This window comes from Mycolicibacterium hodleri, from assembly GCF_025822245.1.
Lineage (GTDB): Bacteria > Actinomycetota > Actinomycetes > Mycobacteriales > Mycobacteriaceae > Mycobacterium > Mycobacterium hodleri.
In genome coordinates this window covers 1-25,546 of record NZ_JACKTL010000027.1, presented here as the reverse complement: position 1 = coordinate 25,546, position 25,546 = coordinate 1, and the positions used below count along the sequence as shown (strand labels likewise).

The 25,546-nt window shown below is 67.5% G+C and carries 25 protein-coding genes and 1 pseudogene; 11 read left to right on the top strand and 15 right to left on the bottom strand.

Features of this window, described 5'->3' with window-relative positions; translation table 11 throughout:
- The first annotated feature begins 2 nt into the window (after positions 1-2).
- From pta to H7J06_RS10855, 3 genes are all read left to right on the top strand, one after another.
- Entirely contained in the window at positions 3-2,075 is a 2,073-nt protein-coding gene (pta, locus tag H7J06_RS10865) for a phosphate acetyltransferase (protein WP_264038834.1), read from the top strand.
- Positions 2,072-3,220 (top strand): acetate kinase, encoded by a 1,149-nt coding sequence (locus H7J06_RS10860; RefSeq protein WP_264038833.1) that lies wholly within the window; start codon positions 2,072-2,074, stop codon positions 3,218-3,220. Before pta ends, H7J06_RS10860 begins: the two co-directional genes overlap by 4 nt.
- 517 nt (positions 3,221-3,737) lie before the next feature.
- Positions 3,738-4,013: a hypothetical protein gene (locus tag H7J06_RS10855; protein ID WP_264038831.1), complete on the top strand. Its 276-nt coding sequence runs from the start codon at positions 3,738-3,740 to the stop codon at positions 4,011-4,013.
- A 277-nt stretch (positions 4,014-4,290) separates the two neighbouring features.
- On the opposite strand, the gene H7J06_RS10850 is transcribed toward H7J06_RS10855, so the two are convergent.
- The 11 genes from H7J06_RS10850 to H7J06_RS10800 all read right to left on the bottom strand — a co-directional run bounded on the left by H7J06_RS10850 (position 4,291) and on the right by H7J06_RS10800 (position 15,276).
- Positions 4,291-7,623: a VldE C-terminal domain-containing protein gene (locus tag H7J06_RS10850; RefSeq protein WP_264038830.1), complete on the bottom strand. Its 3,333-nt coding sequence runs from the start codon at positions 7,621-7,623 to the stop codon at positions 4,291-4,293.
- 18 nt (positions 7,624-7,641) lie between these two features.
- A complete protein-coding gene (locus H7J06_RS10845; protein WP_264038829.1) occupies positions 7,642-7,887 on the bottom strand; it encodes a hypothetical protein in 246 nt (81 codons plus the stop codon).
- Between the two features lie 523 nt (positions 7,888-8,410).
- Positions 8,411-9,544: a phage major capsid protein gene (locus H7J06_RS10840; protein ID WP_264038828.1), complete on the bottom strand. Its 1,134-nt coding sequence runs from the start codon at positions 9,542-9,544 to the stop codon at positions 8,411-8,413.
- 199 nt (positions 9,545-9,743) lie between these two features.
- Positions 9,744-10,049 carry a hypothetical protein gene (locus tag H7J06_RS10835; protein ID WP_264038827.1) on the bottom strand — a complete coding sequence of 102 codons (306 nt, stop codon included), beginning with the start codon at positions 10,047-10,049 and terminating at the stop codon, positions 9,744-9,746.
- A 26-nt stretch (positions 10,050-10,075) separates the two neighbouring features.
- Positions 10,076-10,258: a hypothetical protein gene (locus tag H7J06_RS10830; RefSeq protein ID WP_264038826.1), complete on the bottom strand. Its 183-nt coding sequence runs from the start codon at positions 10,256-10,258 to the stop codon at positions 10,076-10,078.
- Positions 10,259-10,489: a hypothetical protein gene (locus tag H7J06_RS10825; protein ID WP_264038825.1), complete on the bottom strand. Its 231-nt coding sequence runs from the start codon at positions 10,487-10,489 to the stop codon at positions 10,259-10,261. It lies immediately after the preceding gene.
- Complete coding sequence (locus H7J06_RS10820; protein ID WP_264038824.1) at positions 10,486-10,683, bottom strand: hypothetical protein; 198 nt, start codon at positions 10,681-10,683, stop codon at positions 10,486-10,488. Before H7J06_RS10820 ends, H7J06_RS10825 begins: the two co-directional genes overlap by 4 nt.
- Before the next feature lie 771 nt (positions 10,684-11,454).
- A complete protein-coding gene (locus H7J06_RS10815; protein ID WP_264038823.1) occupies positions 11,455-11,994 on the bottom strand; it encodes a hypothetical protein in 540 nt (179 codons plus the stop codon).
- 122 nt (positions 11,995-12,116) lie between these two features.
- Positions 12,117-12,251, bottom strand: a complete 135-nt coding sequence (locus H7J06_RS10810; protein WP_264038822.1) for a hypothetical protein — start codon at positions 12,249-12,251, stop codon at positions 12,117-12,119.
- 151 nt (positions 12,252-12,402) lie between these two features.
- On the bottom strand, positions 12,403-13,797 hold the full coding sequence (locus H7J06_RS10805; RefSeq protein ID WP_264038821.1) for a recombinase family protein: 1,395 nt from the start codon (positions 13,795-13,797) through the stop codon (positions 12,403-12,405).
- A 24-nt stretch (positions 13,798-13,821) separates the two neighbouring features.
- Positions 13,822-15,276 (bottom strand): HNH endonuclease signature motif containing protein, encoded by a 1,455-nt coding sequence (locus H7J06_RS10800; protein ID WP_264038820.1) that lies wholly within the window; start codon positions 15,274-15,276, stop codon positions 13,822-13,824.
- Positions 15,277-15,484: 208 nt separating this feature from the next.
- On the opposite strand from H7J06_RS10800, the gene H7J06_RS10795 reads away from it, so the two are divergent.
- Entirely contained in the window at positions 15,485-16,405 is a 921-nt protein-coding gene (locus H7J06_RS10795) for a cytochrome c oxidase assembly protein (protein ID WP_264038819.1), read from the top strand.
- Here H7J06_RS10795 and H7J06_RS10790 read toward each other — a convergent pair.
- From H7J06_RS10790 to glnX, 3 genes are read right to left on the bottom strand one after another with little or no spacing between them, the layout of a single operon-like run.
- On the bottom strand, positions 16,402-18,654 hold the full coding sequence (locus tag H7J06_RS10790) for a serine/threonine-protein kinase PknG (RefSeq protein ID WP_264038818.1): 2,253 nt from the start codon (positions 18,652-18,654) through the stop codon (positions 16,402-16,404). The genes H7J06_RS10795 and H7J06_RS10790 overlap by 4 nt on opposite strands.
- Entirely contained in the window at positions 18,651-19,628 is a 978-nt protein-coding gene (locus H7J06_RS10785) for a glutamate ABC transporter substrate-binding protein (protein ID WP_264038817.1), read from the bottom strand. Before H7J06_RS10785 ends, H7J06_RS10790 begins: the two co-directional genes overlap by 4 nt.
- On the bottom strand, positions 19,625-20,944 hold the full coding sequence (gene glnX, locus H7J06_RS10780) for a protein kinase G-activating protein GlnX (protein ID WP_264038814.1): 1,320 nt from the start codon (positions 20,942-20,944) through the stop codon (positions 19,625-19,627). The genes H7J06_RS10785 and glnX overlap by 4 nt, the downstream gene beginning before the upstream one ends.
- A gap of 132 nt (positions 20,945-21,076) precedes the next feature.
- Here glnX and H7J06_RS10775 point away from each other — a divergent pair, with 132 nt between their 5' ends.
- Complete coding sequence (locus H7J06_RS10775; RefSeq protein ID WP_264038812.1) at positions 21,077-21,568, top strand: NUDIX hydrolase; 492 nt, start codon at positions 21,077-21,079, stop codon at positions 21,566-21,568.
- Here the strand turns inward: H7J06_RS10775 and thiE are convergent.
- Positions 21,558-22,223 (bottom strand): thiamine phosphate synthase, encoded by a 666-nt coding sequence (gene thiE, locus H7J06_RS10770; RefSeq protein ID WP_264038811.1) that lies wholly within the window; start codon positions 22,221-22,223, stop codon positions 21,558-21,560. The genes H7J06_RS10775 and thiE overlap by 11 nt on opposite strands.
- 135 nt (positions 22,224-22,358) lie before the next feature.
- Between thiE and thiO the strand changes: the two genes are divergently transcribed.
- From thiO to H7J06_RS10740, 6 genes and pseudogenes are all read left to right on the top strand, one after another.
- The gene (gene thiO / locus H7J06_RS10765; RefSeq protein WP_264038810.1) at positions 22,359-23,366 is read left to right on the top strand and encodes a glycine oxidase ThiO; all 1,008 of its coding nucleotides are present in this window, start codon (positions 22,359-22,361) and stop codon (positions 23,364-23,366) included.
- Positions 23,363-23,560: a sulfur carrier protein ThiS gene (gene thiS, locus H7J06_RS10760; RefSeq protein WP_264038809.1), complete on the top strand. Its 198-nt coding sequence runs from the start codon at positions 23,363-23,365 to the stop codon at positions 23,558-23,560. The genes thiO and thiS overlap by 4 nt, the downstream gene beginning before the upstream one ends.
- Positions 23,553-24,311 (top strand): thiazole synthase, encoded by a 759-nt coding sequence (locus H7J06_RS10755; protein ID WP_264038808.1) that lies wholly within the window; start codon positions 23,553-23,555, stop codon positions 24,309-24,311. The genes thiS and H7J06_RS10755 overlap by 8 nt, the downstream gene beginning before the upstream one ends.
- 39 nt (positions 24,312-24,350) lie before the next feature.
- Entirely contained in the window at positions 24,351-24,653 is a 303-nt protein-coding gene (locus H7J06_RS10750; protein WP_264038807.1) for a hypothetical protein, read from the top strand.
- An 8-nt stretch (positions 24,654-24,661) separates the two neighbouring features.
- Positions 24,662-24,949, top strand: coding sequence for a WXG100 family type VII secretion target (locus H7J06_RS10745; protein ID WP_264038805.1), 288 nt, complete (start codon positions 24,662-24,664; stop codon positions 24,947-24,949).
- Positions 24,950-25,480: pseudogene (locus H7J06_RS10740) on the top strand (SGNH/GDSL hydrolase family protein); the annotation flags it as partial.
- Positions 25,481-25,546: the final 66 nt, after the last annotated feature.

Genomic DNA, 25,546 nt, shown 5'->3' with positions numbered 1-25,546 from the left:
CCGTGACCTCAACGAGTGCGTCGGCCATATACATCGCGTCGCCGGAAGGGGACACCGGAAAGTCGACGATTGCGCTGGGCATTCTGCACCGCCTCGCCGCGACCGTCGCCAAGGTCGGGGTGTTCCGGCCCATCACGAGAATGGGCGAGGAGAGGGACTACATCCTCGAGTTGCTCATCGCGCACACCACGGCCGGACTGAGCTACGACGAATGCGTCGGAGTCGGCTACCAGCAGTTGCACGACGATCCCGACTCGGCGCTGTCGGAGATCGTGGACCGCTACCACCAGGTGGCCGAGCGTTGTGACGCCGTGCTGGTCGTCGGCAGCGACTACACCGACGTCGCGTCTCCCAGCGAGCTGTCGGCCAATGCGCGCATCGCCGTCAACCTCGGTGCCCCGATCGTTCTCGCCGTGCGCGCCGCGGACCGCACCCCCGAGGACGTGGCCCACGTCGTCGAGCTGTGTCTGGCCGAGATCGCCGGCCAGCACGCCCATACCGCCGCGGTGGTGGCCAACCGGTGTGACCCGGCGGAGCTGACCGCCGTCGCGGAGGCGCTCAAGCGGGTCGCCCCCAAGAGCTACGTGCTGCCCGAGGAACCTCTGCTGATCGCGCCGTCGGTCACCGAGCTGACCGAGGCCGTCCACGGGGCGGTGATGAGCGGTGACGAGGATCTGCTGCACCGCGAAGCGCTTGGCGTCCTCGTCGCGGGGATGACGGCCGAGCACGTGTTGGAACGCCTGCGCGAGGGCATGGCGGTGATCACCCCGGGCGACCGCTCCGACGTGGTGCTGGCCGTCGCGAGTGCCCATGCCGCTGAGGGCTTTCCGTCGCTGTCGTGCATGATTCTCAACGGTGGCCTGGCGCTGCACCCGTCGATCGCGGCGCTGGTGTCCGGGCTCGGACTGCGGCTGCCCGTCGTCACCACCGAACTCGGCACCTACGACACGGCGCGCGCCGTGGCGTCGGCCAGGGGTCGGGTGACGGCCGGTTCGCATCGCAAGATCGACACGGCGCTGTCGTTGATGGACACCTACGTCGACACCGCTGATCTGCTTGCGCAGCTGTCGATCTCGGTGCCGACGGTGGTGACGCCGCAGATGTTCACCTACCAGCTGCAGGACCGGGCACGCTCGGACCGCAAGCGAATCGTGCTGCCGGAAGGTGACGACGACCGCATCCTCAAGGCGGCGGGCCGGCTGCTGCAGCGGTCGGTGGCCGACCTGACCATCCTCGGCGACGAGTCCGCGATCCGCGCCCGCGCGGCCGAACTCGGCGTCGACCTGTCGGCGGCCACGGTCATCGATCCGCAGACCAGCGAGTTGTGCGACCAGTTCGCCGAGCAGTACGCCGAACTGCGCAAGCGCAAGGGCGTCACGGTGGAGCAGGCGCGCGAGACCATCCACGACGTGTCGTACTTCGGCACCATGCTGGTGCACAACGACATGGTCGACGGCATGGTCTCCGGGGCGAAACACACCACCGCGCACACGGTTCGGCCCGCGTTCGAGATCATCAAGACGCTCCCCGACGTGTCGACGGTGTCCAGCATCTTCCTGATGTGCCTCGCCGACGAGGTGCTCGCCTACGGCGACTGTGCGATCGTGCCCGACCCGACGGCCGAACAGCTCGCCGACATCGCGATCTCGTCGGCCCGCACGGCCGCGCAGTTCGACATCGAGCCTCGGGTGGCGATGCTGTCCTACTCGACGGGTACGTCGGGCACGGGTGCCGACGTCGACAAGGTAAGGACGGCAACGGAATTGGTGCGCTCACGGGAACCCGATCTGCTGGTCGAGGGGCCCATTCAATACGACGCCGCGGTGGAGCCGTCGGTAGCGGCCACCAAGATGCCCGACTCGTTGGTCGCGGGCCGGGCGACGGTGCTGATCTTCCCCGATCTGAACACCGGCAACAACACCTACAAGGCGGTGCAGCGCAGCGCGGGTGCGATCGCCATCGGGCCGGTGCTGCAGGGGCTCAACAAGCCGGTCAACGATCTGTCGCGGGGTGCACTGGTCGAGGACATCGTGAACACGGTGGCTATCACCGCCATTCAGGCGCAGGGCAAGTGAGCGCCGCGCGCACCGTGCTGGTGCTGAACTGTGGGTCGTCGTCGTTGAAGTACGCAGTCGTCGAGCCGGATTCGGGGCGTCAGGTCGCAGACGGCATCGTCGAGCGCATTGGCGCCGGACCGATCGCCGACCACGAGGCCGCGTTGCGGGCGGCGTTCGACCAGCTGTCCGAGGCGGGACTGGACCTCGATGCGCTGGGACTGGTGGCGGTGGGTCACCGCGTCGTACACGGTGGGCCGGACCTGTACCGGCCGACGGTGGTCGACGACGAGCTGATCGCCACGCTCGAGACTCTCGCGCCGCTGGCGCCGCTGCACAATCCGCCGGCGATATTGGGCATCGAGGTGGCTCGGAAGGTGCTGCCGGATCTGCCGCACGTCGCGGTGTTCGACACGGCGTACTTCCACGATCTGCCCGCCGCTGCCGCGCAATACGCCATTCCGCGAGACGTGGCCGCGCAGTGGAGTATTCGGCGGTACGGGTTCCATGGAACGTCGCACCAGTACGTGAGCGAGCAGGCCGCGGAGTTCCTGCAGGTGCCGGTGGAGTCGCTCAACCAGATCGTGCTGCACCTGGGCAACGGGGCGTCGGCGTCGGCGATCGTCGGTGGCCGGCCGCAGGACACGTCGATGGGGTTGACCCCGATGGAGGGTCTGGTGATGGGTACCCGGTCGGGCGACCTGGATCCCGGCGTCATCATGTACCTGAACCGGACTGCCGGCATGAGCATGGCCGACATCGAGACGATGCTCAACCGGCGCTCGGGCGTTCTGGGTCTCGGCGGGGAGATCGACTTCCGGCAGCTGCATCGTCGCATCGAGGCCGGCGACGCGGATGCCCAATTGGCCTACGACATCTACATTCACCGGCTGCGCAAGTACATCGGCTCCTACATGGTGCTGCTGGGCAACACCGACGTCATCACGTTCACCGCCGGCGTCGGCGAGAACGACGCCGCGGTCCGCAGGGATGCGCTCAGCGGTCTCGCGCCGCTCGGCATCGAACTCGACGAGCACCTCAACGACAGCCCCGCGCGCTCACCCCGGCGGATCTCCTTCGAGACCTCGCGCACCACGGTGCTCGTCATCCCGACCGACGAGGAACTGGCCATCGCGAGGGCCTGTGCTGGCGTGATCGACGCCTAGGGCGTTGAGTTCCCGCTCGGCGGCGACGCGGCGGGCGCGGTCTTGGGCGCGGGTGGTCGTGCGTCGGGGCATGGTCAGACCCGACGCGTGCCGTGCTGGAACGCCGCTCGCCTGAACCGTTCTTGTCGGCTGGGATAGTTCGGGGAACAGTAGGCGGCTGCCCGGTGTGGTGACGTGGGTGCGGCCGTCGGGTGCGGTCCACACAATCGTGCCGTCGTCGAGTTGTTGATCCCGCCAACCGTTCTCGCCGCCCCAGAAGGTCTTCAGCAGGTGGTGTCTCCGACTCACCAAAGACACTTCTTTACAGGGAGGGGTGCGCGAGAATGATAGCCATGCAGGAGAGGACGTGGCGCGACTACGCCAACCGGCTCACTGAGGAGGAGGTGGAAATACTCGAGCGGGTCGACCTCAACCCGAGCCATCCCGACGGGGCGGAAGGCCATCGGCTGGGACAGATCGCATCGGCCCAGATTTACGTTGCACGGCGATCATGGTGGCGTCGATTGGGGGCGCAGCGATGAGCGCGCCCGGGTGGTTCAATCGCGGTGACGGTATGCACTACTGGGACGGCTACCGCTGGGACGATCAGCCTCCCTACGTCCCGCCCGCCGTCGAGAAGACAACGCGGATCCCGAATCCGTTCTTTCTCGCGCTGGCCGTGCTGTCGGGTCTCGTCACGATGTTGCCGGTACTGAGCTTCATCGGCCAACCGAACGTGCTCGCCATGCTCGGCGTCGTGTGGTGTGGAACGTGGACGGCTATTTGGGCATACCTAGCTCACCGCTACAGGTAGACCCACAACGCAGAAAAGCCCGTCCCCCCGGAAGGTCTAGTAACGGGGGGACGGGCTTTTTGCTGTCGCATGTCGCTGCGACGGGCGCGCGCTGCCCTAGGGGACCAACATGGGGCGCGACGATGGGGGGAAAACAGGCCAAGCGTGACGTACTTGGCGCGCCTATGGCCGATTATGGGCCTGACCTGCCATTTTCCTGGGGATTGCTAGGGAGGGGGAAATGCCCGACCTAGGTCGGGAGGACTTCCGGGGCCTGAACTTTAGACCCCCCCCCCCTTTAGCGACTGCCCTTGGCCGCCGATGCGAACGCCATATCGTTCAGGACTTTCTGGCCATTGCGATTCGGAGCCATGACGAAGTCGCCCTGGACGATGACACCCGAATTGTGCGGCCCGGGGGCTTGTCCGCCACCGGTGCCGTGCTCCTTGGTGTTCGGGTCGACCTGCTTGGTGGTGTCGCCCTTGGCCTGACCGGCAGAGGACGGCATCGAGGGCGAGGCCTGTGCCAGTCCACCCGCTACACGTCCTAGCCATGACTGCTGAAGGTTGCCGCCGCCGTTGGGATCAGACAGGCCGAACGTTTCCATAAGCCCGCTTATGCCGATGCCACTTAGCTGGCCTAGATATTTGACCGAGCGGTCGACTAGCTGGCCCGCCTTCGCTGCGGCCTCGCCCGCCCCTGGAAAGGCCATAGCCGCGGCAGCTCCAGCGGCAGCTCCAATGCCGCTGGAGCTGGTCGCCGCGGGCTGCCACCCGCCCTGTGCCGGACCACCCACGGGCGCACCGATGGGCGCGCCTGCGGCCTGTCCCGCCATGCCTGGTGTCTGGCCTACGCCGAAACCTTGACCACCCGCGCCGAGCGGCGAGGCGATACCGCCAGGCCCCCAGCCGATGGGCGGGGCAACGGGAGAGGCGCCCAGCGCGGGACCGCTCGGGAAGGGGCTGCCGATCGGAGGACCGAACGACGGTGCGCCGCCACCCGGGATGATGTTGTTTGTTCCTCCGGGCTTGAAGTAGGCATGGACGTGATCCATGTGGTTCGCCGTGGGGCTGCCGCGGTCCTCCATCGGAGTGCCTGCGGTGCCCTTGCCGTAGCCGTAGGACGTCTTGTTGAAGATCGCGCCGTAGGTGTTCGGGTCCGATAGGACTTGCTGCAGAACCTTCGCGCCTTCCTCGAAGCTGCTGACCATGATGTCGATAGCACCGTTCTGGTGCTCGCCGAATTGGTCGGCGGCGTGGTCGCCTACCGTGAGGCCTTGCTGTTGGAAGTAGGGCATTTCGACCCGGTGAGCGAAGTCGCGTGCGCTCTCGCCTGCCATGGCTTGCCCTGGTGCGCCGTATCCGTAACCTGGGCTGCCGTATTGACTGCCGTACATACTCGTGGGGCCGAACGGCGAGTAACCACCCGACGTGCCGCTCGATCCGTTCGCAGCGGCCAAGCGCGCCTGCCAATCCGGGTCGGCGGCCTCGATGGCCTTGAGCTGCCCGCGGAAGCCCGCCGTGGCGAGGTTTCCGAGGAATCGGGTCAGATTGTCAGCAAGGCCCGGAAGTCCCTTGGAGATGCCAAAGTCCTTGTCGAGCGCGTTGCCGATGTCACCGAACGCGGTTGCGGCGCTGTTCATTTGTTTCAGCGCCGAGTCGGTGGCCGATTGCTTTTCCTCCTGTAGCCGCATCTCAGCTTGGGTCTGCTGCTGCTGCTTGGTGAGAAGTTCGTTCTTGGCCTTGGTGATCTCGTCTTGCGTCGCCACGTTCGACTTTTCAAGCTTGTCGACCAACGCGCGCTGCTGCTCTACGTCGTGCCGCGACTGCAGGACGCTCGTAGCTGCGCCATACAGACTCGCAGTGACTGGGACGCCGCCCAGCAGTGACATGGGGTCTCCGGTGAGCGGGCTCTGTGGTGCTTGCACTCCGGTGCCGCTACCGCTCGTGGTGGCGGCGTACGGGCCGCTGAGCGGCTGCGGAATGCCGCCCGTCTGCAGGCTTGGCGGCGTGGCGTAGCCGATGGTGCCGTCGCGCTTGCGGAAGGTGCCGGGAGGCAGGCCGTTGGCGTTGAGTGGGTGCGCAGCCTGGTCGGCCTGAAGCCACTTGTCCGCGGCGGCCGATCCCGTGGGCTGCGCGCCGATCGCCTTGGGGATCACGGTGCCCGCGCGGGCCGGTCCGTTGGGGTCGAGCGGCTTGTATTCGGGGATTTGCATCCCGACCAACTTGGCCGCTTGGCGAACGGGCTCAAGCGCGTCGCTGACGGCGGTGCCGATGCGGTTGACCAACGGGATGATCTGCCGAACGACGTTGGCGACAATGTCGGTCAGCGCGTCGAACCCCTTACCAAGGCCGTCCACGATGGTCGTCACGCCAGCGATGGACGGACCGAGAACAGTCATGAATTCGGGTGCGTACGAAAGGATGCCGTTCAGCGCGGGCGCCAGTGTGGCGAATGCGCTTGCCAACTGACCAATTGCCTGGACGGCGCTCTTGCCGCCAGCATCCATCGAAAGGAATGCCTTGCCGACGTCCAGAATGATCGGACCGAACGCCTTGGCGGTGTCGATGCCCTCTTGAATCCACTGCTGTAACTGCCCGGACTGCTGGGCTTCTGTGATGAACTTGGAGAAGGCGTTGGCCGCGTCGGTGATTCCGGTCGCGAGTCCCGGTAGGAACGACGAACCTGCCTCTGCGAGTTTGGCGATTGCCTGCGTGAAGGGTTGAGCGGCTGGCGCCAGGTTGGTGAAGGCCGCGCCGATGTTGTCCATCGTCGTCTCGATGCTCTTGAGGATCGCCGGGTTACCGGTGATGCCGCTGAACATCTGATTGAACGACGTGGCGACCGTGGTCGTGAGCCTCTGTAGGGACGGCTCGATAGCGGTCGTCAGTTGTTGGAGCTGTGGGCCGACTCCGGCAAAGAGCGCATCCTGTGTCGAGCGCTTGAGGTCTGCGAGCGGGCCGTCGACCAGGCTGCGAATGTCGGTGGCGGCGCGGGCGGCGTTGGGGGACAGGCCGGCGATCGCCTGGGCGAACTTCTGCGGGTCGTCCATCGCGCCGAGAGCGTCGGTGAAGCCTTGCGTACCAATCTTCAGTGTCGCGAATCCGGCCGCTGCGGCTAGGGCGGCACCGGGTAGGAGGCCCAGCAGACCGGAGAGTGACGAGGCGACGGACACGGCGGCTTGCAGGCCGATGGCGAGTGCCCCCGCGCCTGCGGGGCCTGCGGCCTTGGACATGGCCGAACCCGCCTCTGCGGCGCTGCTGGCGAGTGTGCCGGCCGACGAGCTGGCGAGGCTCTGCACTTCAGTCAGGCTGCGCAGTGACGATTCGTGATCGCGGTGAGCGCGTTCGAGTCGTTCAGACTGCGTGACGATGTTGTCCCAGTTGCCGCCGCGCATGGCTTCGTTGAGGCGCATTTGCTCTTCGCGGAGCTTGCGCGTCGCCTCCGTTACGCGGACCGTGGCGGCCTGAACGCGCGGTGCTGCGCCTTCGATGCCTTGGGCGAAGTTGGTTGTGAAACCGTTGCCGGCCTCGCGGCCTGCACGCTGCATGTCGCGCTGGATCTGGCCTGCCGCGCGGTCCAGGGGGGCGCGGTTGATTCGTGTGACGACGTCAAGATCAATTTCGGGCATCGGGCGTATGAAGTCCTGTCAATCTAGAAAGCGCGCGTATGTCTTTCGCATCGGCGCGAAGGCTGGAGTGGGCCCCGGGTCGCCGGTGCCGTACTCGATGAAGGGGGCCGCGGGGTCGTCGGAGTAGACGTGGCCGATCGAGACTCCGCGTCGCAGTGCTGCGGCAGTAAAGCGCGCGCCGCGACGTTCGGTCTTGATGCTGTGGACGTACCTGCCGGTCTCGACGGGGGCGAACGAACGCCACACGGCCGCAATGCGTTCCAAGTAGGCGTCGCATTCGACGCGCAATGTCTGGCTCGCCGCGGCTGCTTCGACGATCGCGTCGGCAATGTCGGAAGTGTTGATGAGTGTTCCTCTTTGGTTCTGCCGTATGCCGCCGCCGGTTGCTGCCCGTCCCCCTAAAGGGGGTGCACTCGGACAAGCTGTGGTTACCAGCCACCCGGCGACGGCGGCACCACGTCTTGCAGAAAGGAGTTCCCGGCCGCTGGAAGTGAGACGGCCGAGCCCCGCACGCGGTAGGAGACGTGGAAACATCCCGCGTGCGGAGGTTTATGGGGGGTGGCGGGGCGGGGGTTGCTAGGAGGTCAAACCCCCTGCCCGCGCCACCCGGTCTATCGGGTCTGGATGCCCGAGATGAGGGCGGGCTGAACCCACACCTCACCCATGATGTCGACGGCCCGTAGTGCGCGTTTGCGTACCAGCGCCATGACTTGCTCTTGAGTCATCTCCATGCGAGCTGCGGCTTGGGGAAGCTCGCAGTAGCCTTCGAGATTGTCGAAACTCATTGTCAGGCAGTCAGGTCGACGACGGCGATACTCGCCGGGTGCAGGTGGGCCAGGCCCACGCGGGTCTCCGCGCGGAAGATCGCGGCGTTCTGCTTGAACAGGTCGCCACCCGCGTCGATGTCCAGCGTCATGTCCTGGCGTACCAGGAGCTTGAGCGCCTGCGCCCAATTGGCGAGAACCGCCGTGCCCGCAGGAATCGAGTTGCTGATGACGCGCGGCGCGGTGCCAAGGACGTTGGCGCTGCGGGCGTTCGGGTTCTCGAAACCGTCGAGCAAGTAGCCGATACCGCCCGTGCCCTCCTTGAGGAGGTCGAGAGCTTCCGCGTCGGCGGGGTTCAGCACGAGCGCATCGGGGGTAACGCCGATGGTCTGCAGTGCGGTCTGCGCCTTGCGCAGCGTCGTCGGGACGTCGGTGGCGAAGGCGACCTGAGTCGTGCCGGCCACGGTGAGGATGCCGGTCAGGTTCTCACCCGTGCCGCTGCCGCTGATGATCTGAGTTTCGAGGGCGTCGTAAACGCCGGCCACCATCTCGTTTTCGAGCCACTGAATGACCGCGGCGTCGTCCTGCCAGAGGCGAATCGGCACGGGGTCGCTCAGGTGGGCGATCACGACTGCCTTACCGCTCTGGGCGGTGACGGTGTAGGTCGAGGTGGGCTTGGTGGCGAGGTCTGCCACGGGAGCCGCCGCTGTGGTGCGGGCGGTCTGGCGCCAGTACTCGAAATGCGGCGAGTCGGCGAGGGTGTCGCGAGTGACCAGGAGGTCGAGTAGCCGCGAGGGGCGCGACTTCGGAGTGACCTCCGGCGAAATGGCGGACTCCACGTTGACGCTGCCGGAGGTGACGGCGCGAGACTCGCTGCCGCCGTTCGCCTTGCGGATGGCGCTCGCTGCGCGGGTTGCCCACTGCTGCGAATCGCGGCCAGCGGTGGCGCGGTTGACGGCTTCGGCTTCGGGGTCACCGTGGCCGGAGCGGGCCAGCTCGCTCTTGAGGTGGTCGAGGTCGGCCTTGATCTCGGAGACGCGCTTCGATTCCTCGGGGGTGAACTCGTTGCGCTTCTCCTGGCGCGCGTTGGCCGCCATGCCTCGAATCTCATTCTTGAGGCGGGCAATGGATTCTTGGGTTGCTGCTACTGAAAACATGAGTGTTGGGTGATACCTATCGGTTCGAAAGTGTTGGGATGCCCCCGTGCCGGAGGTGGCTCACCCGTGCCGGGTTGTTGCCGTGGTTTGCGCTCGCGCCCGTGCCGGGCTGCGTCTACGCGGTTTACTGCTGTGCCATCTCGTCAGAGATGGCCGTTCGCGCCCTAGCCGGTGCCGGGCGTAGGGCGAGGCCTGAGAATCAGGCTGTGATGCGCTGAAGATTCAGCGTCACGTGACTAAGTCGCCGGAAGTCGCGGTGTACGCGGGGCGGACCAATCAACGAGTAGGTGATGCCGTCCACGACGACTTCGTCGGCCGCGGTGGCGTCGAGGACCGCAGGAACAGGTGGGCAGGTGGCCTTCTGGGCGTCGGTCACGACGTCGCCAAGTGCAACCGTCTCCGTTGCCGAGAGTGGGCGCACTCGGCAACCGGTGACGACGTTCGGGGTGCGGACCACTTCGGGGTTGTTGTAGCGGTCGCGGGTGGCGCCTTCCGAGACTGTCACGATGGTGATGGTTTGGTTGCCGAACTTCACTGGCGTTCCAGGATGTCGACGACGGCGTCGCAGAGGCGGTAAGCCTCATCGGGTGTGAGGTGAATCAGGGTGTTGCCGCGCTTGATACCGAGGCCGCCAGTCTGGGGAACCACGAACAGGGGCTTGCGACCGGGCGCGATTGCCAGGTTCATGTAGCCGTTGCGGGAGACCACTGCCATCTAGGCCCACCTCGCGTGAGACGGCGTGGCGGCGCGGGGCCGGCGCGGACCAATGGCGCTGTCCAGGGCTCGTGCAAGTTCCGCCGCCAGTTCGTCAGTCAAAATGAGAATCGTCGAGCTCTGGTCGACGAGAATTCCCACGTCTGTGGTCGACTGGTCGACGATGACGTCGATCAGTCGGACTTTGTAGCCGACGTAGTCGTCGCCTACTTCGAGGTTCTCGTGGTTCATTGGTGCCTTTGTGTCGTGAAACGTTGAATGTGGGGTTCTCCCAGACGCTCGCGGATGACGTCGGCCAGCTCGGCCAGTTCGTCGCGGGAGAGCAGGACGTGACTCCCGCCCTGTCCCAGCACGAGTCCACCGCCGTCGCGGGGAACCGCGTAGACAGGGTTGCGGGTGCCGATGATGCGCAGTGCGTCAGTCATGGTGAAAGTCCTTCGTATATGGGTGAGAGTGGAGATTTAATATTTCGTTGCTGACCAACCGTCGGCTTCGGTCGCCAACCCGACCACATGCCGTTGCAAACTGGGCCACCCTGCCAACGCGACAACTGCCCATTTCAAAATCCCCCCACGCGCCAGCGGGTGGGAACGATGTAGGAATCGGGAGGTTCAGGTTGCGCCGTGGGTTGCGTCGCAACACCGTTCGCAGGTGCCCCATTTGGACCACCTGCCAGCGTTCGGAGAGCCACTGGCCGAACACCTACTGGTACGCGATGAAGAAGAGTCATAGAACGAAGTACCGTCTGTGCTGGTCAGAGGCTCGACGATTTACATCTGCTGTAAAGTGCTTTTACACCAGATGTCAAAGACAAGCCGATAGTTTTGCATTTGCTGTAAATGTTCAGAACCCCTCATCTCGTGGTTTCTTGATGCGACCGTGAACCGAGCACGGGTCAAAGGGGTGTCCCAGGCCACCCGTCACGCCCGGGGGTAGGACTAGGCAACGCGACGTCGACTCCGCGCCCAACATGCCCTTGGCCTTGGCTGTCTTGATGGCCGTCGACAGTTGACTCGGGGACTTGTGGAACCACTTCGCCACCCAACCCGCAGCAAACTGGGAGTGACCGTTGGCGCGATGACTGCCGAAGGCGAGAGCCACCACGCGTAGCCACAACTCGAGCGAGGGGTCATCGGCGCGGGCGAGCCAGAAGCTATGTAGGTGAATGCCCCCGGGGTTCTGCACATCCATCGCCTTCACGGGCGTTGCCTCATGAGGTCGTCGAGCGCGCGTAGTCGCTCGGGTACCACCGAGACGCGGGGGAAGGCGTGCAAATTGGGGTCACTGACGCCCGCCGTGGTAATCGACATGCCGAAAAACTCGTCGAAACCGATGTCGATGTCGTCGTCGTCGTGACGCTTGCCGCGGTTATGGTCCGGCGGCGGCGTAGTTCGTGGCGTCGGCGTCCAGCCCGGGTTGCACACGAGGCACACACGGTTCCCGGTGCCCCAGTAGGCCACTGCGGGCTTGCCGGTCCAGCCGGCCACGACTTCGTGCTCGACGGGTAGGAGGTGGTGGCCGGCGCGGCATGTCGCCTGCGGTTTCGGCCAGTGCCTGCCGGGCCAGTGCTGGGCGTGTAGGTCGTCGATCGAGTGGCGCTCGCGGAGCGAGCCGTGGACCAACGTCACGCGGCCGGCGTCGGGCTTGAGCTGGCGCCCGGAGAGGATGCGTACGGACCCACCCTTGCCGGGGCTCTCGCGGGGGATGGACCACACGGTCCTGTCGGTCCCGATCACGTAGTGCGGGAACCGTTTTATCGGTCGAAAGTCGATTGTCGTCGTCACAAATGGTCTCTGTTGTTGTTGTCGTCGTCGGAACTGTTCGGGATGGGGCGCGAGGGGTGGCGCACGGCCGACTGTCATGCCGCTGCCCGCAGCTTCTCGGCGCGGTGCTCGCGGACCGGAGCAAGCAGCACCCACAGCTTCGCCCGCTGTTCGGGCGTTAGCGGCGGCGCTGCGGCCACCGCCTCCGCGAGGTACTCCTGAAGGTCCACACGGCGGAGATTAAGCGAACGATGTCGCGTTTCGCTACACCTGTCCCGAAATTGACACTACTAGTCAAACTAGCAGTTCAGGGCGTCGCCGCCCTCTTTTCGTCGACCAAGGGTGTCTACACCCAGCAAACAACTAGGGTGTCTACACCCTCTAGTCGACAAGCCATTCGATGGCGATACGGCGCGGATCGAACACGTGGCTGCCCTTGCCAACGGGCAGGGCGGTGAAGCGGACCAAGAGGTCACAGACGGTGCGGAAGCGGTCGGCCGAGAGCGCGCGCACATCGTCGGCGACGTCCTCGTGCCCTAGTCGCAACCCGTCGAGCACTCTCGCCCGGTCGGCGTCGTGCTGGGCACGATCAATCTCGTCGAGCTTGCCCTGTATCCGCTCCGTGGCACGGCGCGCCTGCTGCGGGGTCAGGTCGCCATCGGCCACCGCATCGGCAATCTCGTCGAGTCTGCCCATGAGAGTGAGTCTTTCGGCGCGGAGGGCTTCGTTATCGTCCTGGTTCGCCCGCAGTAGGTCCACGGCATCGGGGCGCGCCAGTCGACCGGATATCGCACCGTAGACGACGGGCTCGGCGTACTTGGACCGAACCGAACAGCCCCGGCACTGTTTGCAGACATAGGCGATCTGTCCGGACTGGTGTTGCCCACTCAACCGTGACCCGTCGTTGCACTTGCCACACAGCAGGATCCCCGTCAACGGGTGGCGTTGGATCGACTTACGCCTCCCGACCCGCCCCGGGGCGTTGAGAACGGCTTGCGCAGCGCGCCATACGTCCTCGGATACCAGCGGCTCCCACGTGCCCGCGCCCACGATGACGTCGTTGTGGGCGCGGAGCCCCGCGTTGCGCGGTGACCGTAGGTACAGGCTCAGCGTGCCCGGTGACCACGGCTTGCCGTTCAACCCGTACTGGCCCAACGCGTTCCACTCTCGCGCAATGTCAGAGATTGAGCCACCCGCGAGGATGTCCTGATAGGCCTTTCCGACCAACTCAGCTTGCGTAGGATCGACGATCGGGCCGCTTGGGGTGTCGACGTACCCGAACGCCTTTCTCCACTGCGGTTTGCCCGCTTCGGCCTTCGCCTTCGCGGCTCTGCGCTGCCGTACGCGCATCATGGCTATCTCGTGTTCACTGACGGCGGTTTTGATCTGTGCAGCGAGGACACCAGTGGGCGAGTACAGGTCGATGTCACCCTGACCCGTGGTGGCGAACAAAATGGTTCTGTCCAGCGAGGTAAAGAATCGGCGCAGCGATTCGAGTTCATTCATCATGCGCCAACCACGGTCCTGATCCCATGCGGCGATGGCGTCTATGCGGCCGGCTTTGATGTCTGAGAGCAGGCGGTCCCACTCGGGGCGGGCGTTCCCCTTGGACGCGGACACGTCGTTGTCGCAGTAGTACTCGGTGGGCTGCCAGCCCTTCAATTCGCACAGTGACAGGGTGTCCGCGCGCTGGCGTTCCACACCCTCGCGGCGGTCGTTCGGGTCTGACGAGATTCGGAGGTAGCAACCCGCGCGCACGTGAGGTAACGTCTCCATCGTCAGAGTGTACAACGTGAGTCGCTAATGTCGACGGCAGAGGCATTTCAGGTTGGACGCGGCCGTGGGCCCGTAGGGCCACGGGATGCCGTGGTCGACGTCGCAATGGGTGGCGGGTACTTTGCAGCCGGGGAAGCGGCAGGTCAGGTCGCGGCAACGAATGAAGTCGGCCAGCTTCTTCGACGGTCGGTAGCGGGGTTCGGGTGGGGCTTGGCCGGGGTGCACGATCGCGGTGATCGTCGCCCCGACGGTGGCGCGGCAGGCGATCGCCCCGGGCAGGAACCGTCCACCCATCATCACCGCGGGCCGCAGGCTCGCCAGCCGACCGGGGGTGGGGGTGAGGGCTTCGGTGAGGGTCAGCTCGCGCAGCGGCTTGGTGAACGTGGCCGGGGGTTCGCCGTCGAGGGCGGTTCGCTCGGCGACGGGGGCCGGGCTGGGGGCCGAGTCCTGCGGTGCGGCGGCCTCGTTGGCGTTCGCGAGGTCATCGGGACCAGCGTCCTCTGCGTCCGCGATGCGCTCGTCAACCGTCGGCGGGGGCGAGGGTGACTCTGGCGGTGCGGCTGCTTCGTCGAGGCTCTCGGAGTCCTCGCCCGCATCCGCGGAGTTCTCCGTGTTCGCCTCACCGTCGGGGCCATCGTCAGTGCCGTCAGGCGTCGGCGTCGGTCGCTGGTCGAGCGTGTCTTGGCTGGCGATGACGTAGACCACCACCCCGGTCGAGGGCGGGTTGTCCGCGGCGGGGCAGTCGTCGGTCTCGCAGAGGCAGGCGAGGCGGTCCGCCCCGTGGGACAGCGCACCCATCGCATCGGAGCGACGCTGATCCAGGGTGCGGGGATCGGCCGGGCAGACGGTGCGGGCCAGCGCGTCGACCCGGGCGTCGAAGGCCTTGGCGTCGTGGGCGAACAGGGTCGCGAAGACCGTCGCCATGCCGCTGCCGTCCTCGTCACCCACCTCGACCGACCGGCCCCGGGCGCGGGTCTCGGTGCGGATGACTGCCTGCGGGTCGACCTGGGCCACGAACCCGTCGATCATCTTCTCCAGCGTCGCCACCGACATCGGTTCCCGGGAGCTCAACGCCTCGGCCAACAACGCATCCAGCGCGCGGAGGGCGTCGGGGTCGACGACCAGCGCACCGCGCTGAACCACCGCCTTCACCAGCTGATAGGTAATCAGCCCGTCGGCGAACACCGCGGCCACCTTGGGGAACCGTTCGTGCAGGGCCACCGCGATCAACAACTGGTTGGACGCGGCCCCGGTGGTGATCCGCAGGACCGCCCCGACGTGGGCGGCGATGGCATCGAAGTTGTCGACACACCACAGGTCCCGAGACGCCGACCCGGACGCGGCGTAGGCGGCCTCGAGCATCCCGGCCATCGCCGCGACCTTGCGCGCACAGGCGGCCGACTCCGCCCGCGACCACGCCTCCACCGCACCGGCACCCGACGAGGTGTCGGACGCTGCGGTCACCAACGAATCGAACATACTTGCGAATTTACCGATGTGAACCGACGGAGAAGCCGAAACACAGGCCGCCGGCCCGGATCTGTGGATGAATCGCCAACTGTGCACAACCGAGGTGCGTAGCCCCAATATGTCAGTGCCACATGCCATCCGGAGATCTGCGGCGGCCTCGCCGGAAACGACTCGGCCTCCACGGCTGAATCCCAGGTTGAGCACATAACGTTGCCTGGTGTCGTCGCCAGCTCACACTCCGCTGAACCTCAGGGTGGCGGTCGAGTCGTGGCAGCTGGACCCCGCCGCGCTCCTGTTGATCGTGGCCCTCGGCGCCGGCTACGCCTGGTGTCGAAGGGCCGCCCACGACGCCGCACCCGCCGACCGCGCCCCGGTGTACTGCTTCACCGCGGGCCTCCTCACCTGGTTCCTCGCGACGTGCAGCGTGATCGCGGTGTACGCCCCCGTGCTCTTCTGGATGCGCGCGCTCCAGGTCCTGGTGCTGCTGTTCGTCGCCCCCTTCCTGCTCGCCCTCGGCAGGCCGGTGACCACGCTGCGGGCGGCACTGTCGGAGACGGGCCGAAGTCGGGTCGACCGGCTGCTCGCCTCACGGGCGTGCCGGGTCGCCGCGTCGCCGCTGTGCACGTCGGTGGCGATGCTCGGCCTGCCGTGGCTGCTGTATCTGACGCCCTGGTACGTCGCGTCGATGAGTGGCGCCGTCGGCTCGGTGACTCGAATCCTGTTGGTGCTGGTCGGCTTCGGCTACTACTACGCGAGGGTGCAGAGCGACCCCGTCCCTCGGCGCTACCCGCCGCTGCTCTCCGTCGGCATCAGCGTCGTGGAGTCCCTCGGCGACGGGCTGCTGGGCCTGGTGCTGTGGCTGGGCCCGGTGATCGCCTATCAGTATTACGCTGGCCTGCACCGCGATTGGGGTCCCAGCACGAGGACCGACCAGTCCATCGGCGCGGGTGTCCTCTGGATCGTCGGCGACGTCCTCGGCATCCCGTTCCTGGCCGTTCTCTTCAGGCGGTTGTCCACCCACGAGAAGTCGCGAGCCATCGAGGTCGACGCCGAGATCGAGGAGGTGGCCGACACCGCCCAGCCGACGCTCTGGTGGGAGGCCGACCCACAGCTCAACCAGCGCTTCCGAAGAGGCTAGAACGTGCTCATCGGTCGCACGCTGTTGGCCAGATCGACCAGCGCGTAGCGGTGTTCCTGCGTCGGCGCGACGCGGGACAAGCCACGTAGCGACGCCTCGACGCCAAGGCGCAGGCCGTGTTCGGTGAAGGGAAAGCCGAGGATGTGGTTGGTGCTCGCGGTGTTGTCGGCCAACCAGTCCATCGCCGTGCCGAGCACCAGCGCGCGAATCTGGAGCACCCGGGGTTCGGTGTCGGGCAGCACCTCGACCCGTCGCGCGGCGTCGCGAATCTGTTGTTCGGTGATCTCACTGCCGGAACGACCGGACAGCAGCGTCACGGCACTGGTGAGCCGCGCCGTGGTGAAGTGCCGCGACGTGGGCGGCACCTGGTCGAGGGTGGTGACGGCCTCGTCGCGCAGACCGTCGGCTGATTGCGTTCGGGCCAGCCCGAACCCCGCCGAGATGATGCCGTTGTCGGTGTTCCACACGGTCTTGTAGAACCGTCGCTCGTCGGCCGCCCCGCACAATTCGGCGGTCGCAGCCAGCGCCAACTTCGGGGCGAGTTCGCCGGGCAGCGTGTCGAGCACCTCGGTGAAGTGCTTCGTGGCGGATTCGTAGTCCGCCGAGAGCAATTCGGCCACGGCGCGGAACCACACCAGGCGCCAGCGCCAACCCACCCGCTCGCCCAGGTCGTCGAGTTTGCGATTGGCCTTGGCCACGTCGCCGAGGTCAAGTAAGGCCCGAACCTCCATCAGGGGAAGCTCGACGGACTCCGAGAGGTCGACGCCCTGATCGGAGTCGAGCGATCCGTAGCGGGCTGCCCGCAGCGAGTCCAGTGTCTGCACGGGTTGGCTCAGCACGGTCGCCGACAGCACGGCGGCGCCCACGTCGGCGGGGTCGACGAGCGGAACCTGAAGGGCCCGAACGATTTCCTGTGCGGTCAGCTTCTCCGAGTGCACCTGGCCGTCGAGGTAGACGTCGGTGTGGGCGACGAGCAGGTCGACCCCGAACGTCGACCGCGACGGGCTGAACACGGTCGAGAGTCCCGGCCGGGGCATCCCGGAGTCCTGGGCCACCACCTCGCGCAGCACGCCGATCAGCTGACCGGACATCTCCTCGGCGCTGGCGAACCGTCGGCGTGGGTCGGGGTCGATCGCCCGCTGGAGTAGCCGACCGAACGAATCGTATTTGAGCAGAACGGGATCGCCATCGGGCAGACCGTCGTCGTAGCGACCGTTGCGGGTGCGCAGATCCAGTGTCAGGGCGGCCAGGGTGCGTCCGACGGTGTAGATGTCGGTGGCGATCGTCGGCCCAGTCTTGACGATCTCGGGAGCCTGGTATCCCGGTGTGCCGTAGAGGAAGCCATAGGAGTTCAACCGCGACACGGCACCGAGGTCGATCAGCTTGAGCTGCTCCTCGGTGACCATGATGTTCTCGGGCTTCAGATCGTTGTACACCAGGCCGACCGAATGCAGATAGCCCAACGCCGGCAGGATCTCCAGCATGTATGCAATCGCCTGGGCGACCGGAAGCTTGTGTCCCTTGGCCTGTTTGAGCGACGTGCCGCCGACGTACTCCATCACGATGTAGCCGACGGGGTCGCCGTTCTTGTCGTCGTGCTCGACGAAGTTGAAGATCTTCACGATCCCCGGGTGGGTGACCTCGGCGAGGAACTGCCGTTCCGCCATCGCGATCGACTGGGCCTCGGCGTCGCCGGAGTGCACGAGGCCCTTGAGCACCACCGGCCGGTCGTTGACGTTCTTGTCGAACGCCAGGTAGATCCAGCCGAGGCCGCCGTGGGCAATGCACCCCTTGATCTCGTACTGGTCGACCACCATGTCGCCCGGACTCAGCTGCGGCAGAAAGGAATACGGGCTGCCGCAGTGCGGGCACCAGCCCTCCGAGAGCGCCTCGCCGTCCGACGTCGAGCGACCGACCGGCTTGCCGCAGTTCCAGCAGAACCGCTTGACCTCGGCGACGACCGGATCGGTCATGAGTGCTTCCAGCGGATCGCGTTCCGGCACGCGCGGCACCTCGACCAGACCGCCGCCGAGCCGTCGGATCGGCGACCACTGACGCGTCATCATCGTCATCTGTTCGTGCGGATCCGTCGCGACGGTGCCGATCGAGATGCCCTCGGAGTCGTCGAAGTTCGGCCGGAAGACGGCCTGGGTGGCCATCGGCCGCATGGTCGCCAACGAGTCGTAGCTCATGGCGTCGGCGGGCTGGGTGCCGGGGTAGGCCTCGTCGTCCTCTTCGGGCGCGGTCATTGGGCTTCGTACCTTGGTACGGGCGGCGCGGGCGCCGGGCCGAGCACCGTCAACCACTTGCGGTACAACGTGTTCCACGTGCCGTCACGGCGAATGCGCTCGAGGGTTCCGTTGACGAACCGCACCAGGCCGGTGTTCTCCTTGTTGATCCCGATGCCGTAGGGCTCCCTGGCCATCGACGGTCCGACGATGTGCAGATACGGGTCCTGGCTCACCAACCCCGCGAGGATGGAGTCGTCGGTGCTGACGGCGTCGACCTGACGCTGCTGCAGCGCAACCAGGCAGTCGGCCCACGTCACGACCTCGACGATGACCGGCGGCGGGGTGATCTGCCGGACGCGCTGCAGCGACGTCGTCCCCGACACCGCGCACACCCGCTTGCCGGCAAGGTCGGACGCCTGCGCGATCGCCGAGTCGCGGGGGGCCAGGATGCGTTGGGTGGCCGCCAGGTACTCGGTGGAGAAGTTCACCAGTTCCTTGCGCGCACAGGTGATGCTCATCGTCTTGACGACGATGTCGACCTGGTTGTTCTGCAGTGCCGTGACGCGGTCGGCGGACGACAGGATGCGGTACTCGACCTGAGACGGCGTGCCGAAGATGTCCCTGGCCACCTCCCCGGCGATGTCCACGTCGAAGCCGGTGATCTCACCGGTGATCGGATCGCGGAAGCTGAACAGGTTGCTCCCGATGTCGAGACCGACGATGAGGCGGCCCCGGTTGCGGATGTTGGTGACGGCGTCGTCGGCGTCGGCCTTGGAGGTGAACGGCCGAAGGCTCGCCGTGCAGCCGCCGTAGGACCGGTCGTCTTCCTCCGGGTCGGACGGCAGCGGGGGCTGGGGTGCGGCCTCCTGCATGCCCGCGGGCGTGGGAGGTGCCAGCGTCACGCTCGGCACGTTGACGGCGGGCGCGGTCTGGCTGCAGCCGGCGACCGTCACCGCCGCCGCCAGCACCGCCAGCAATTTCTTCGCGCTCATCGGTACTCACTCAACCTCGGCCACAGCCCCAGCGCCACTGCGATCGCCGCGATGATGCTCAGCACCGCCGCGCCGACCGTGGCGCCGGACAGCACCCGCCGCGCGTTGACGATGTCGTTGCGCAGCTGCTGACGGCTCTCGCCGATGCCCTTCGTCAGCGCGGCGTCGAGCTTGTCGAAGGCCGGCGTCGAATCGTCCTCGCCGGTGCCGAGCGCGACCTGGGTGGCGGCCTGGTAGTTGCCGACGGCGATGTAGGCGTTGATCCGGTCGTCGGCCGCGCGCCAGCGTCGAAGCAGTTGTTCGGCGTCGGCCAGATCGGCCTTGTCGATCGCGTCGTCGCGGCCCAGATAACCGGCGAGCTGTTGCTGCATCGTGTCGATGCGCTGGTAGTACGACTGCTTGCGGACGCCCTCGTCGCCGCGGCGGATCAGGGACAGCGTCTCGTCGGCTCGGGCCTGCTGGGCGGTGATGGCCATGGTGGTGACGGTCTTGAGGGACTCTGCTGCGGTGCTCTTGGCGCTGCGGCTGTCGGCGGTGGAGATCGCCAACGCGGTACCCACCCACACGATCATGATGAGCACGGCCAAGCCGCCGGCGACGAACCCGACGTTGACGCGCCGACGGGTGCGCCGGGCGAGCCACCTGTTGGCGAACGCACCGAACATCAGGGTCGCCAGCACCACCAGGATGACGGGGGCGGGGATCCGCGTCGAGGCGGTCGTCTCGGTGTCGACCTGCTTGCTGGTCTCCTCGTACAGGCGCTGGGCGTCGGGCAGGATCTGCGTCTGCATCAGCGACGAGGCCTCGGACAGATACGACGAACCGACCGGGTTGCCCGCGCGATTGTTGGTGCGGGCGGTTTCGACGAGACCCGTGTAGACGGCGAGTTCGGCGTTGACCCGGCCGAGGAGCTGGACCATGTCGTCGTCGGTGAGCCCGCTCGACGCGCGCGTCACCGCCACGGATGCGTCGGTGATCGCCTGCTCGTACCGCTGCCGGACGGCTCGCGGTTCGGCGCCGGAGATGAAGGCCGTCGCGGCGGCGGCGTCGGCGACGGACAGGGTCGTGTACAGCTGGCCAGCCGCGAACGCCAGCGGCTCGGTGTGGTCGAGCACGTTGGACAGCGCCTGCTGGCGGTCGTTGATGGTGGTCGACGTCGCGAAGGCACATGCGATGACCATTGCGGCGAGGACGATGCCGATCGTGAGGATGCGGCCGGGGGTGGTCCAGAGGAACCACCAGCGCGGGTGCGCTGGTCTGGTTTGCGAGCGCGACGCAAGGGGCTCGGTGGATGGATGCGCCAACTCCACGGTCACCTGTGCGTGGACCTCTGCTTCCGGTGTACTTTCCCGACCCCTCAACTGTAAAGGAATTCTAAGAGCAGGGGGCGGGACGCGCGGGACAAACGCCGACACCCATGTTCGCCGGACCTTCCCTATCCTGGGATCGTGCGTGGTGACGGTGACGGTTGGGTCAGTTCGACGGATGGCGCGCACTTCTGGGGTCTGCACGGCGCGGCCGGGTTGCTTCTGAGGGCGCCCCGCCCGGACGGAAGCGCCGCCGTGCTCCTTCAGCATCGTGCGCCGTGGAGTCATCAGGGGGGCACGTGGGGCTTGCCCGGCGGTGCCAGGGACAGCCACGAGACCGTCGAGCAGGCCGCCGTCCGCGAGGCGCAGGAGGAGGCCGGGCTGACGGCCGATCAGCTCGTGGTGCGGCGCGAGGTCGTGACCTTCGAGCCGCAAGGCGTGTCCTGGACCTATACGACGGTCATCGCCGACGCCCCCGAGCCGCTGCGGACCGTGCCCAACCGGGAGAGCTCCGAGCTGCGCTGGGTTCCCGAGGACGAGGTGGCGGACATGCCCCTGCATCCCGGGTTCGCCGCCAGCTGGGAGCGGCTGCGCAGCGAGTCGGCGTCGTTGCCGTTCGAGATCACGCCATAGCGTTCAGCAAGCCCCTGGCCGCTGCCTCCGGGTCCTCGGCCGCGGTGATGGCCCGCACGACCACGATGCGGCGGGCGCCCGCCTCGAGCACCTCGGGCAGCCGGGCCAGGTCAACGCCGCCGATGGCGAACCACGGCGTCTCGGTGTCGAGCGCGGCAGCCGTCCTGACCAGGTCGAGCCCCGGTGCCGCGCGTCCCGGTTTGGTCGGGGTGGGCCAGCAGGGTCCGACGCAGAAGTAGTCGACGGGCTCGCGAGTCGCGGCCAGGACCTGGTCGGCGTCGTGGGTGGACCGCCCGATCAGCGGGTCGGGCCCGACGACGTCCCTGGCGATCGGCAGGGGAAGGTCGTCCTGGCCGAGGTGCAGGACGTCGGCACCGGCCGCCCGGGCGACGTCGGCCCGGTCGTTGACGGCGAACAGAGCGCCGTGGCGTCGTGCCGCGTCGGCGAGCACCTCGAGTGCGGCGAGTTCGGCGCGCGCCTCCAACGGACCGAACTGCTTCTCGCCCGCCGAGCCCTTGTCGCGGAGCTGGATGACGTCGACCCCACCCGCGAGCGCGGCGTCGGCGAACTCCGCGAGGTCGCCGCGTTCCCGTCGGGCATCGGTGCACAGATAGAGCCGGGCGGTCGCGAGACGATGACGGCGGTCGAGAGGCATGCTGCGACGGTAGCGACTCGTGAGTACCCTTGGACACGCGACGCGGGAGTCCCGATACCGGGGGCTGAGAGTGGGTGCGATCACCCTGACCGTCACACCTGATCCGGGTCATGCCGGCGTAGGAAGGATGGAACCGTGCGTAGGCACTCATTGGCCGTGATCGGCGGCGGCGTCATCGGGCTGTCGGTGGCCCGGCGCGCGGCCCTCGACGGCTGGACCGTGCGGGTGCACCGGGCCGACGTCGCAGGCGCCTCCTGGTTGGCCGGCGGCATGGTGGCCCCGTTCGGCGAGGGCTGGCCCGGCGAGGAGCGGCTGCTGGAGATCGGCCTCGCGTCACTCCGGATGTGGCACGACGACTTCCTGGACGGGTTGCCGCCGGAGGTCGTCACCGCCAGGGAGTCGCTGGTGGTCGCCGTCGACCGCGCCGACGCGGCCGACTTGGCCACCATCGGGGAATGGCTTGCCGCCCAAGGGCATCCGGTGGAGCTGACCAGATCGGCACGCGATCTGGAGCCGTTGCTCGCGCAGGGCATCCGGCACGGATTCGTCGCCGACACCGAACTGGCGGTCGACAACCGGGCGCTGGTGGCCGCGTTGGCGGACCGGTGCGAGGCCCTCGGGGTCACCTGGGCGGCGCCGGTGCGGTCGTTGGACGAGGTGCGTGACGCCGACGTCGCGGTGATCGCCAACGGCGTCGACGCCCCGTCGTTGTGGCCGGGACTGCCGATCCGGCCGGTGAAGGGCGAGGTTCTTCGGCTTCGGTGGCGACGTGGATGCATGCCGTTGCCGCAGAGGGTGATTCGGGCCAGGGTGCACGGTAGACAGGTGTACCTGGTGCCGCGGCCAGACGGCGTCGTGGTGGGCGCGACGCAGTACGAGCACGGCAGGGACACCGCACCCACGGTGGCCGGCGTCCGCGAACTGCTCGACGACGCCTGCGAGGTGATGCCGGCGCTGGCGGAGTACGAGCTCGCCGAGTGTGCGGCGGGACTGCGGCCCATGACCCCCGACAACCTGCCCCTCGTCGGCCGACTCGACGACCGGACGCTCGTCGCCGCCGGCCACGGCCGGTCGGGTTTCCTGCTGGCGCCGTGGACCGCCGCGACGATCGCGGCCGAGCTGAAAGTTGGTGTTCCCGCGTGAAGATCGTGGTCAACGACGAATCCGTGGTCGTCGACGACGGCACCTCGGTCGCCGACCTGCTGACCACGCTCGGCATCCCCGACAAGGGGATCGCCGTCGCCGTCGACTGGGCGGTGATCCCCCGGTCGGACTGGCACCAGGGCCTGACCGACGGTGCCACGGTGAAAGTGGTGACGGCGGTGCAGGGTGGCTGACGCCAAGTTGACCATCGCGGGCCGCAGCTTCGGTTCGCGGCTCATCCTCGGCACGGGCGGGGCGGCCAACCTCGCGGTGTTGGAGGAGGCCCTCGTCGCGTCCGGGACCGAGCTGACGACGGTCGCGATGCGCCGGGTCGACTCCGACGGGGGCACCGGGGTACTCGACCTGCTGAACCGGCTCGGCATCACCCCGCTGCCCAACACCGCGGGTTGCCGCGGCGCCGCGGAGGCGGTCTTGACGGCCCAGCTGGCCCGCGAGGCGCTGGGGACCGAGTGGGTCAAGCTCGAGGTCATCGCCGACGAGCGCACCCTGCTGCCCGACGGCGTCGAATTGGTCAGGGCGGCAGAGCAACTCGTCGACGACGGCTTCGTCGTGCTGGCCTACACCAACGACGACCCGGTGCTGGCTCGGCGGCTCGAAGACATCGGATGCGCGGCGGTGATGCCGCTGGGCTCGCCGATCGGGACGGGTCTCGGCATCGCCAATCCCCACAACATCGCGATGATCGTCGAACGGGCCAACGTGCCCGTCGTCCTGGACGCCGGCATCGGTACCGCCAGCGACGCCGCGCAGGCGATGGAATTGGGGTGCGACGCCGTGCTTTTGGCGACCGCCGTCACGCGAGCCGCCGACCCGCCGATGATGGCCGCGGCGATGGCGGCCGCGGTCACGGGAGGCAGGTTGGCCCGCCAGGCCGGTCGGATCCCGAAGCGGTTCTGGGCGCAGGCGTCGAGCCCGGCCAATTAGCGCAGCTGGGCTCGCGTCGACCGTGGAATGATCGACTGCATGGCACAGCTCGAGGTGGACGGCGAACGCCTTCGCCGGGAAGTCCGCACGTTCGAGGCCCTCGAGGAGGACCGCGCGGGCCACGAGGCCCGGGTGGGTCAGATCGCGGGCAACCTGGTCGGCGAGTGGAAGGGCGAGTCCGGTAGCGCCGTCCAGAAGGCCCTGTCGGACTATCTCGCCGCGTCGGCGGCGCTGCGCGCGGAGGAGCAGGAGATGAACGTCAAGATGGAGATCGCCGTGGACCGGTACCTCGCCACCGACGAGGCCACCGCGGGCGGTCTCGAAAGCCAGATGGGGTTCTGAGGTTCCTCGTGACCGACCAGAGATGGAACTTCGGCGCGATCGAACAAGCGTCGGCCGAACTGGATGCCGAAGCCGCCGCGACGAAGGCGACGCTGGATAAGCAGAGGGCGCAGCTGCCGCTTGTCGGCGACTGCTGGGGCGGCACCGGAAGCGACGCGTGGCTGGCGCAGCAGACGCGCTGGCAGCAGAAGGCGGACGACGTCAGCGCCTCATTGGACAGGTTGTGCGCCGCCGTCGACGTCGCCGCGTCCCACATGCAGGGCGTGGAGTCCACCGTCGGCGAGATGTTCTCGTAGATGGGCAACCGCTACGTGGCGCTCGGGTCGTCGATGGCGGCCGGCCCGGGGATCACGCCGAAGGCGCCGGGCGCGCCCCTGGGCGCGGGCCGATCGGCGGTCAACTACGCCCACCTCGTCGCGGCGCGACTGTCCTTGGATCTCGTCGACGTGACGTTCTCGGGTGCCACCACCGCCAACGTCCTCTCCGAGCCTCAGCGCGGCGCGCCGCCCCAGGTCGACGCGCTGGACGGCACGGAGAGCCTGGTCACGGTGACCATCGGTGGCAACGACGTTGGTTACGTCCCGCTGCTCTTCGCCGCCGGCCTACCCCGTTGGACCCGATCGGTGCCGGTGCTGGGCCGAGTCCTGCGTGAGCAGCTCGACGGCGCGGCGCGCGACGCGGCGCTGGCCAGGGTCGGTGGCGCCCTGAGGGCGGTCGGCGAGGAGGTGCGACGCCGCGCTCCGTCGGCGCGCGTGCTGTTCGTGGACTATCTGACGCTGTTGCCGCCGCCGGGCACACCCGCCCGGCCGCTGTCGGCCGGGCGCGCGTGCTGTTCGTGGACTATCTGACGCTGTTGCCGCCGCCGGGCACACCCGCCCGGCCGCTGTCGGCCG

Excerpts from the sequence above, each read along its gene's own strand:
- H7J06_RS10855 (WP_264038831.1), top strand. The coding sequence starts at position 3,738 with ATGAGCGCGCCCGGGTGGTTCAATCGCGGTGACGGTATGCACTACTGG.
- H7J06_RS10850 (WP_264038830.1), bottom strand. The coding sequence starts at position 7,623 with ATGCCCGAAATTGATCTTGACGTCGTCACACGAATCAACCGCGCCCCC.
- H7J06_RS10840 (WP_264038828.1), bottom strand. The coding sequence starts at position 9,544 with ATGTTTTCAGTAGCAGCAACCCAAGAATCCATTGCCCGCCTCAAGAAT.
- H7J06_RS10830 (WP_264038826.1), bottom strand. The coding sequence starts at position 10,258 with ATGGCAGTGGTCTCCCGCAACGGCTACATGAACCTGGCAATCGCGCCC.
- H7J06_RS10825 (WP_264038825.1), bottom strand. The coding sequence starts at position 10,489 with ATGAACCACGAGAACCTCGAAGTAGGCGACGACTACGTCGGCTACAAA.
- H7J06_RS10820 (WP_264038824.1), bottom strand. The coding sequence starts at position 10,683 with ATGACTGACGCACTGCGCATCATCGGCACCCGCAACCCTGTCTACGCG.
- H7J06_RS10805 (WP_264038821.1), bottom strand. The coding sequence starts at position 13,797 with ATGGAGACGTTACCTCACGTGCGCGCGGGTTGCTACCTCCGAATCTCG.
- H7J06_RS10800 (WP_264038820.1), bottom strand. The coding sequence starts at position 15,276 with ATGTTCGATTCGTTGGTGACCGCAGCGTCCGACACCTCGTCGGGTGCC.
- H7J06_RS10790 (WP_264038818.1), bottom strand. The coding sequence starts at position 18,654 with ATGACCGCGCCCGAAGAGGACGACGAGGCCTACCCCGGCACCCAGCCC.
- H7J06_RS10785 (WP_264038817.1), bottom strand. The coding sequence starts at position 19,628 with ATGAGCGCGAAGAAATTGCTGGCGGTGCTGGCGGCGGCGGTGACGGTC.
- thiE (WP_264038811.1), bottom strand. The coding sequence starts at position 22,223 with ATGCCTCTCGACCGCCGTCATCGTCTCGCGACCGCCCGGCTCTATCTG.
- H7J06_RS10750 (WP_264038807.1), top strand. The coding sequence starts at position 24,351 with ATGGCACAGCTCGAGGTGGACGGCGAACGCCTTCGCCGGGAAGTCCGC.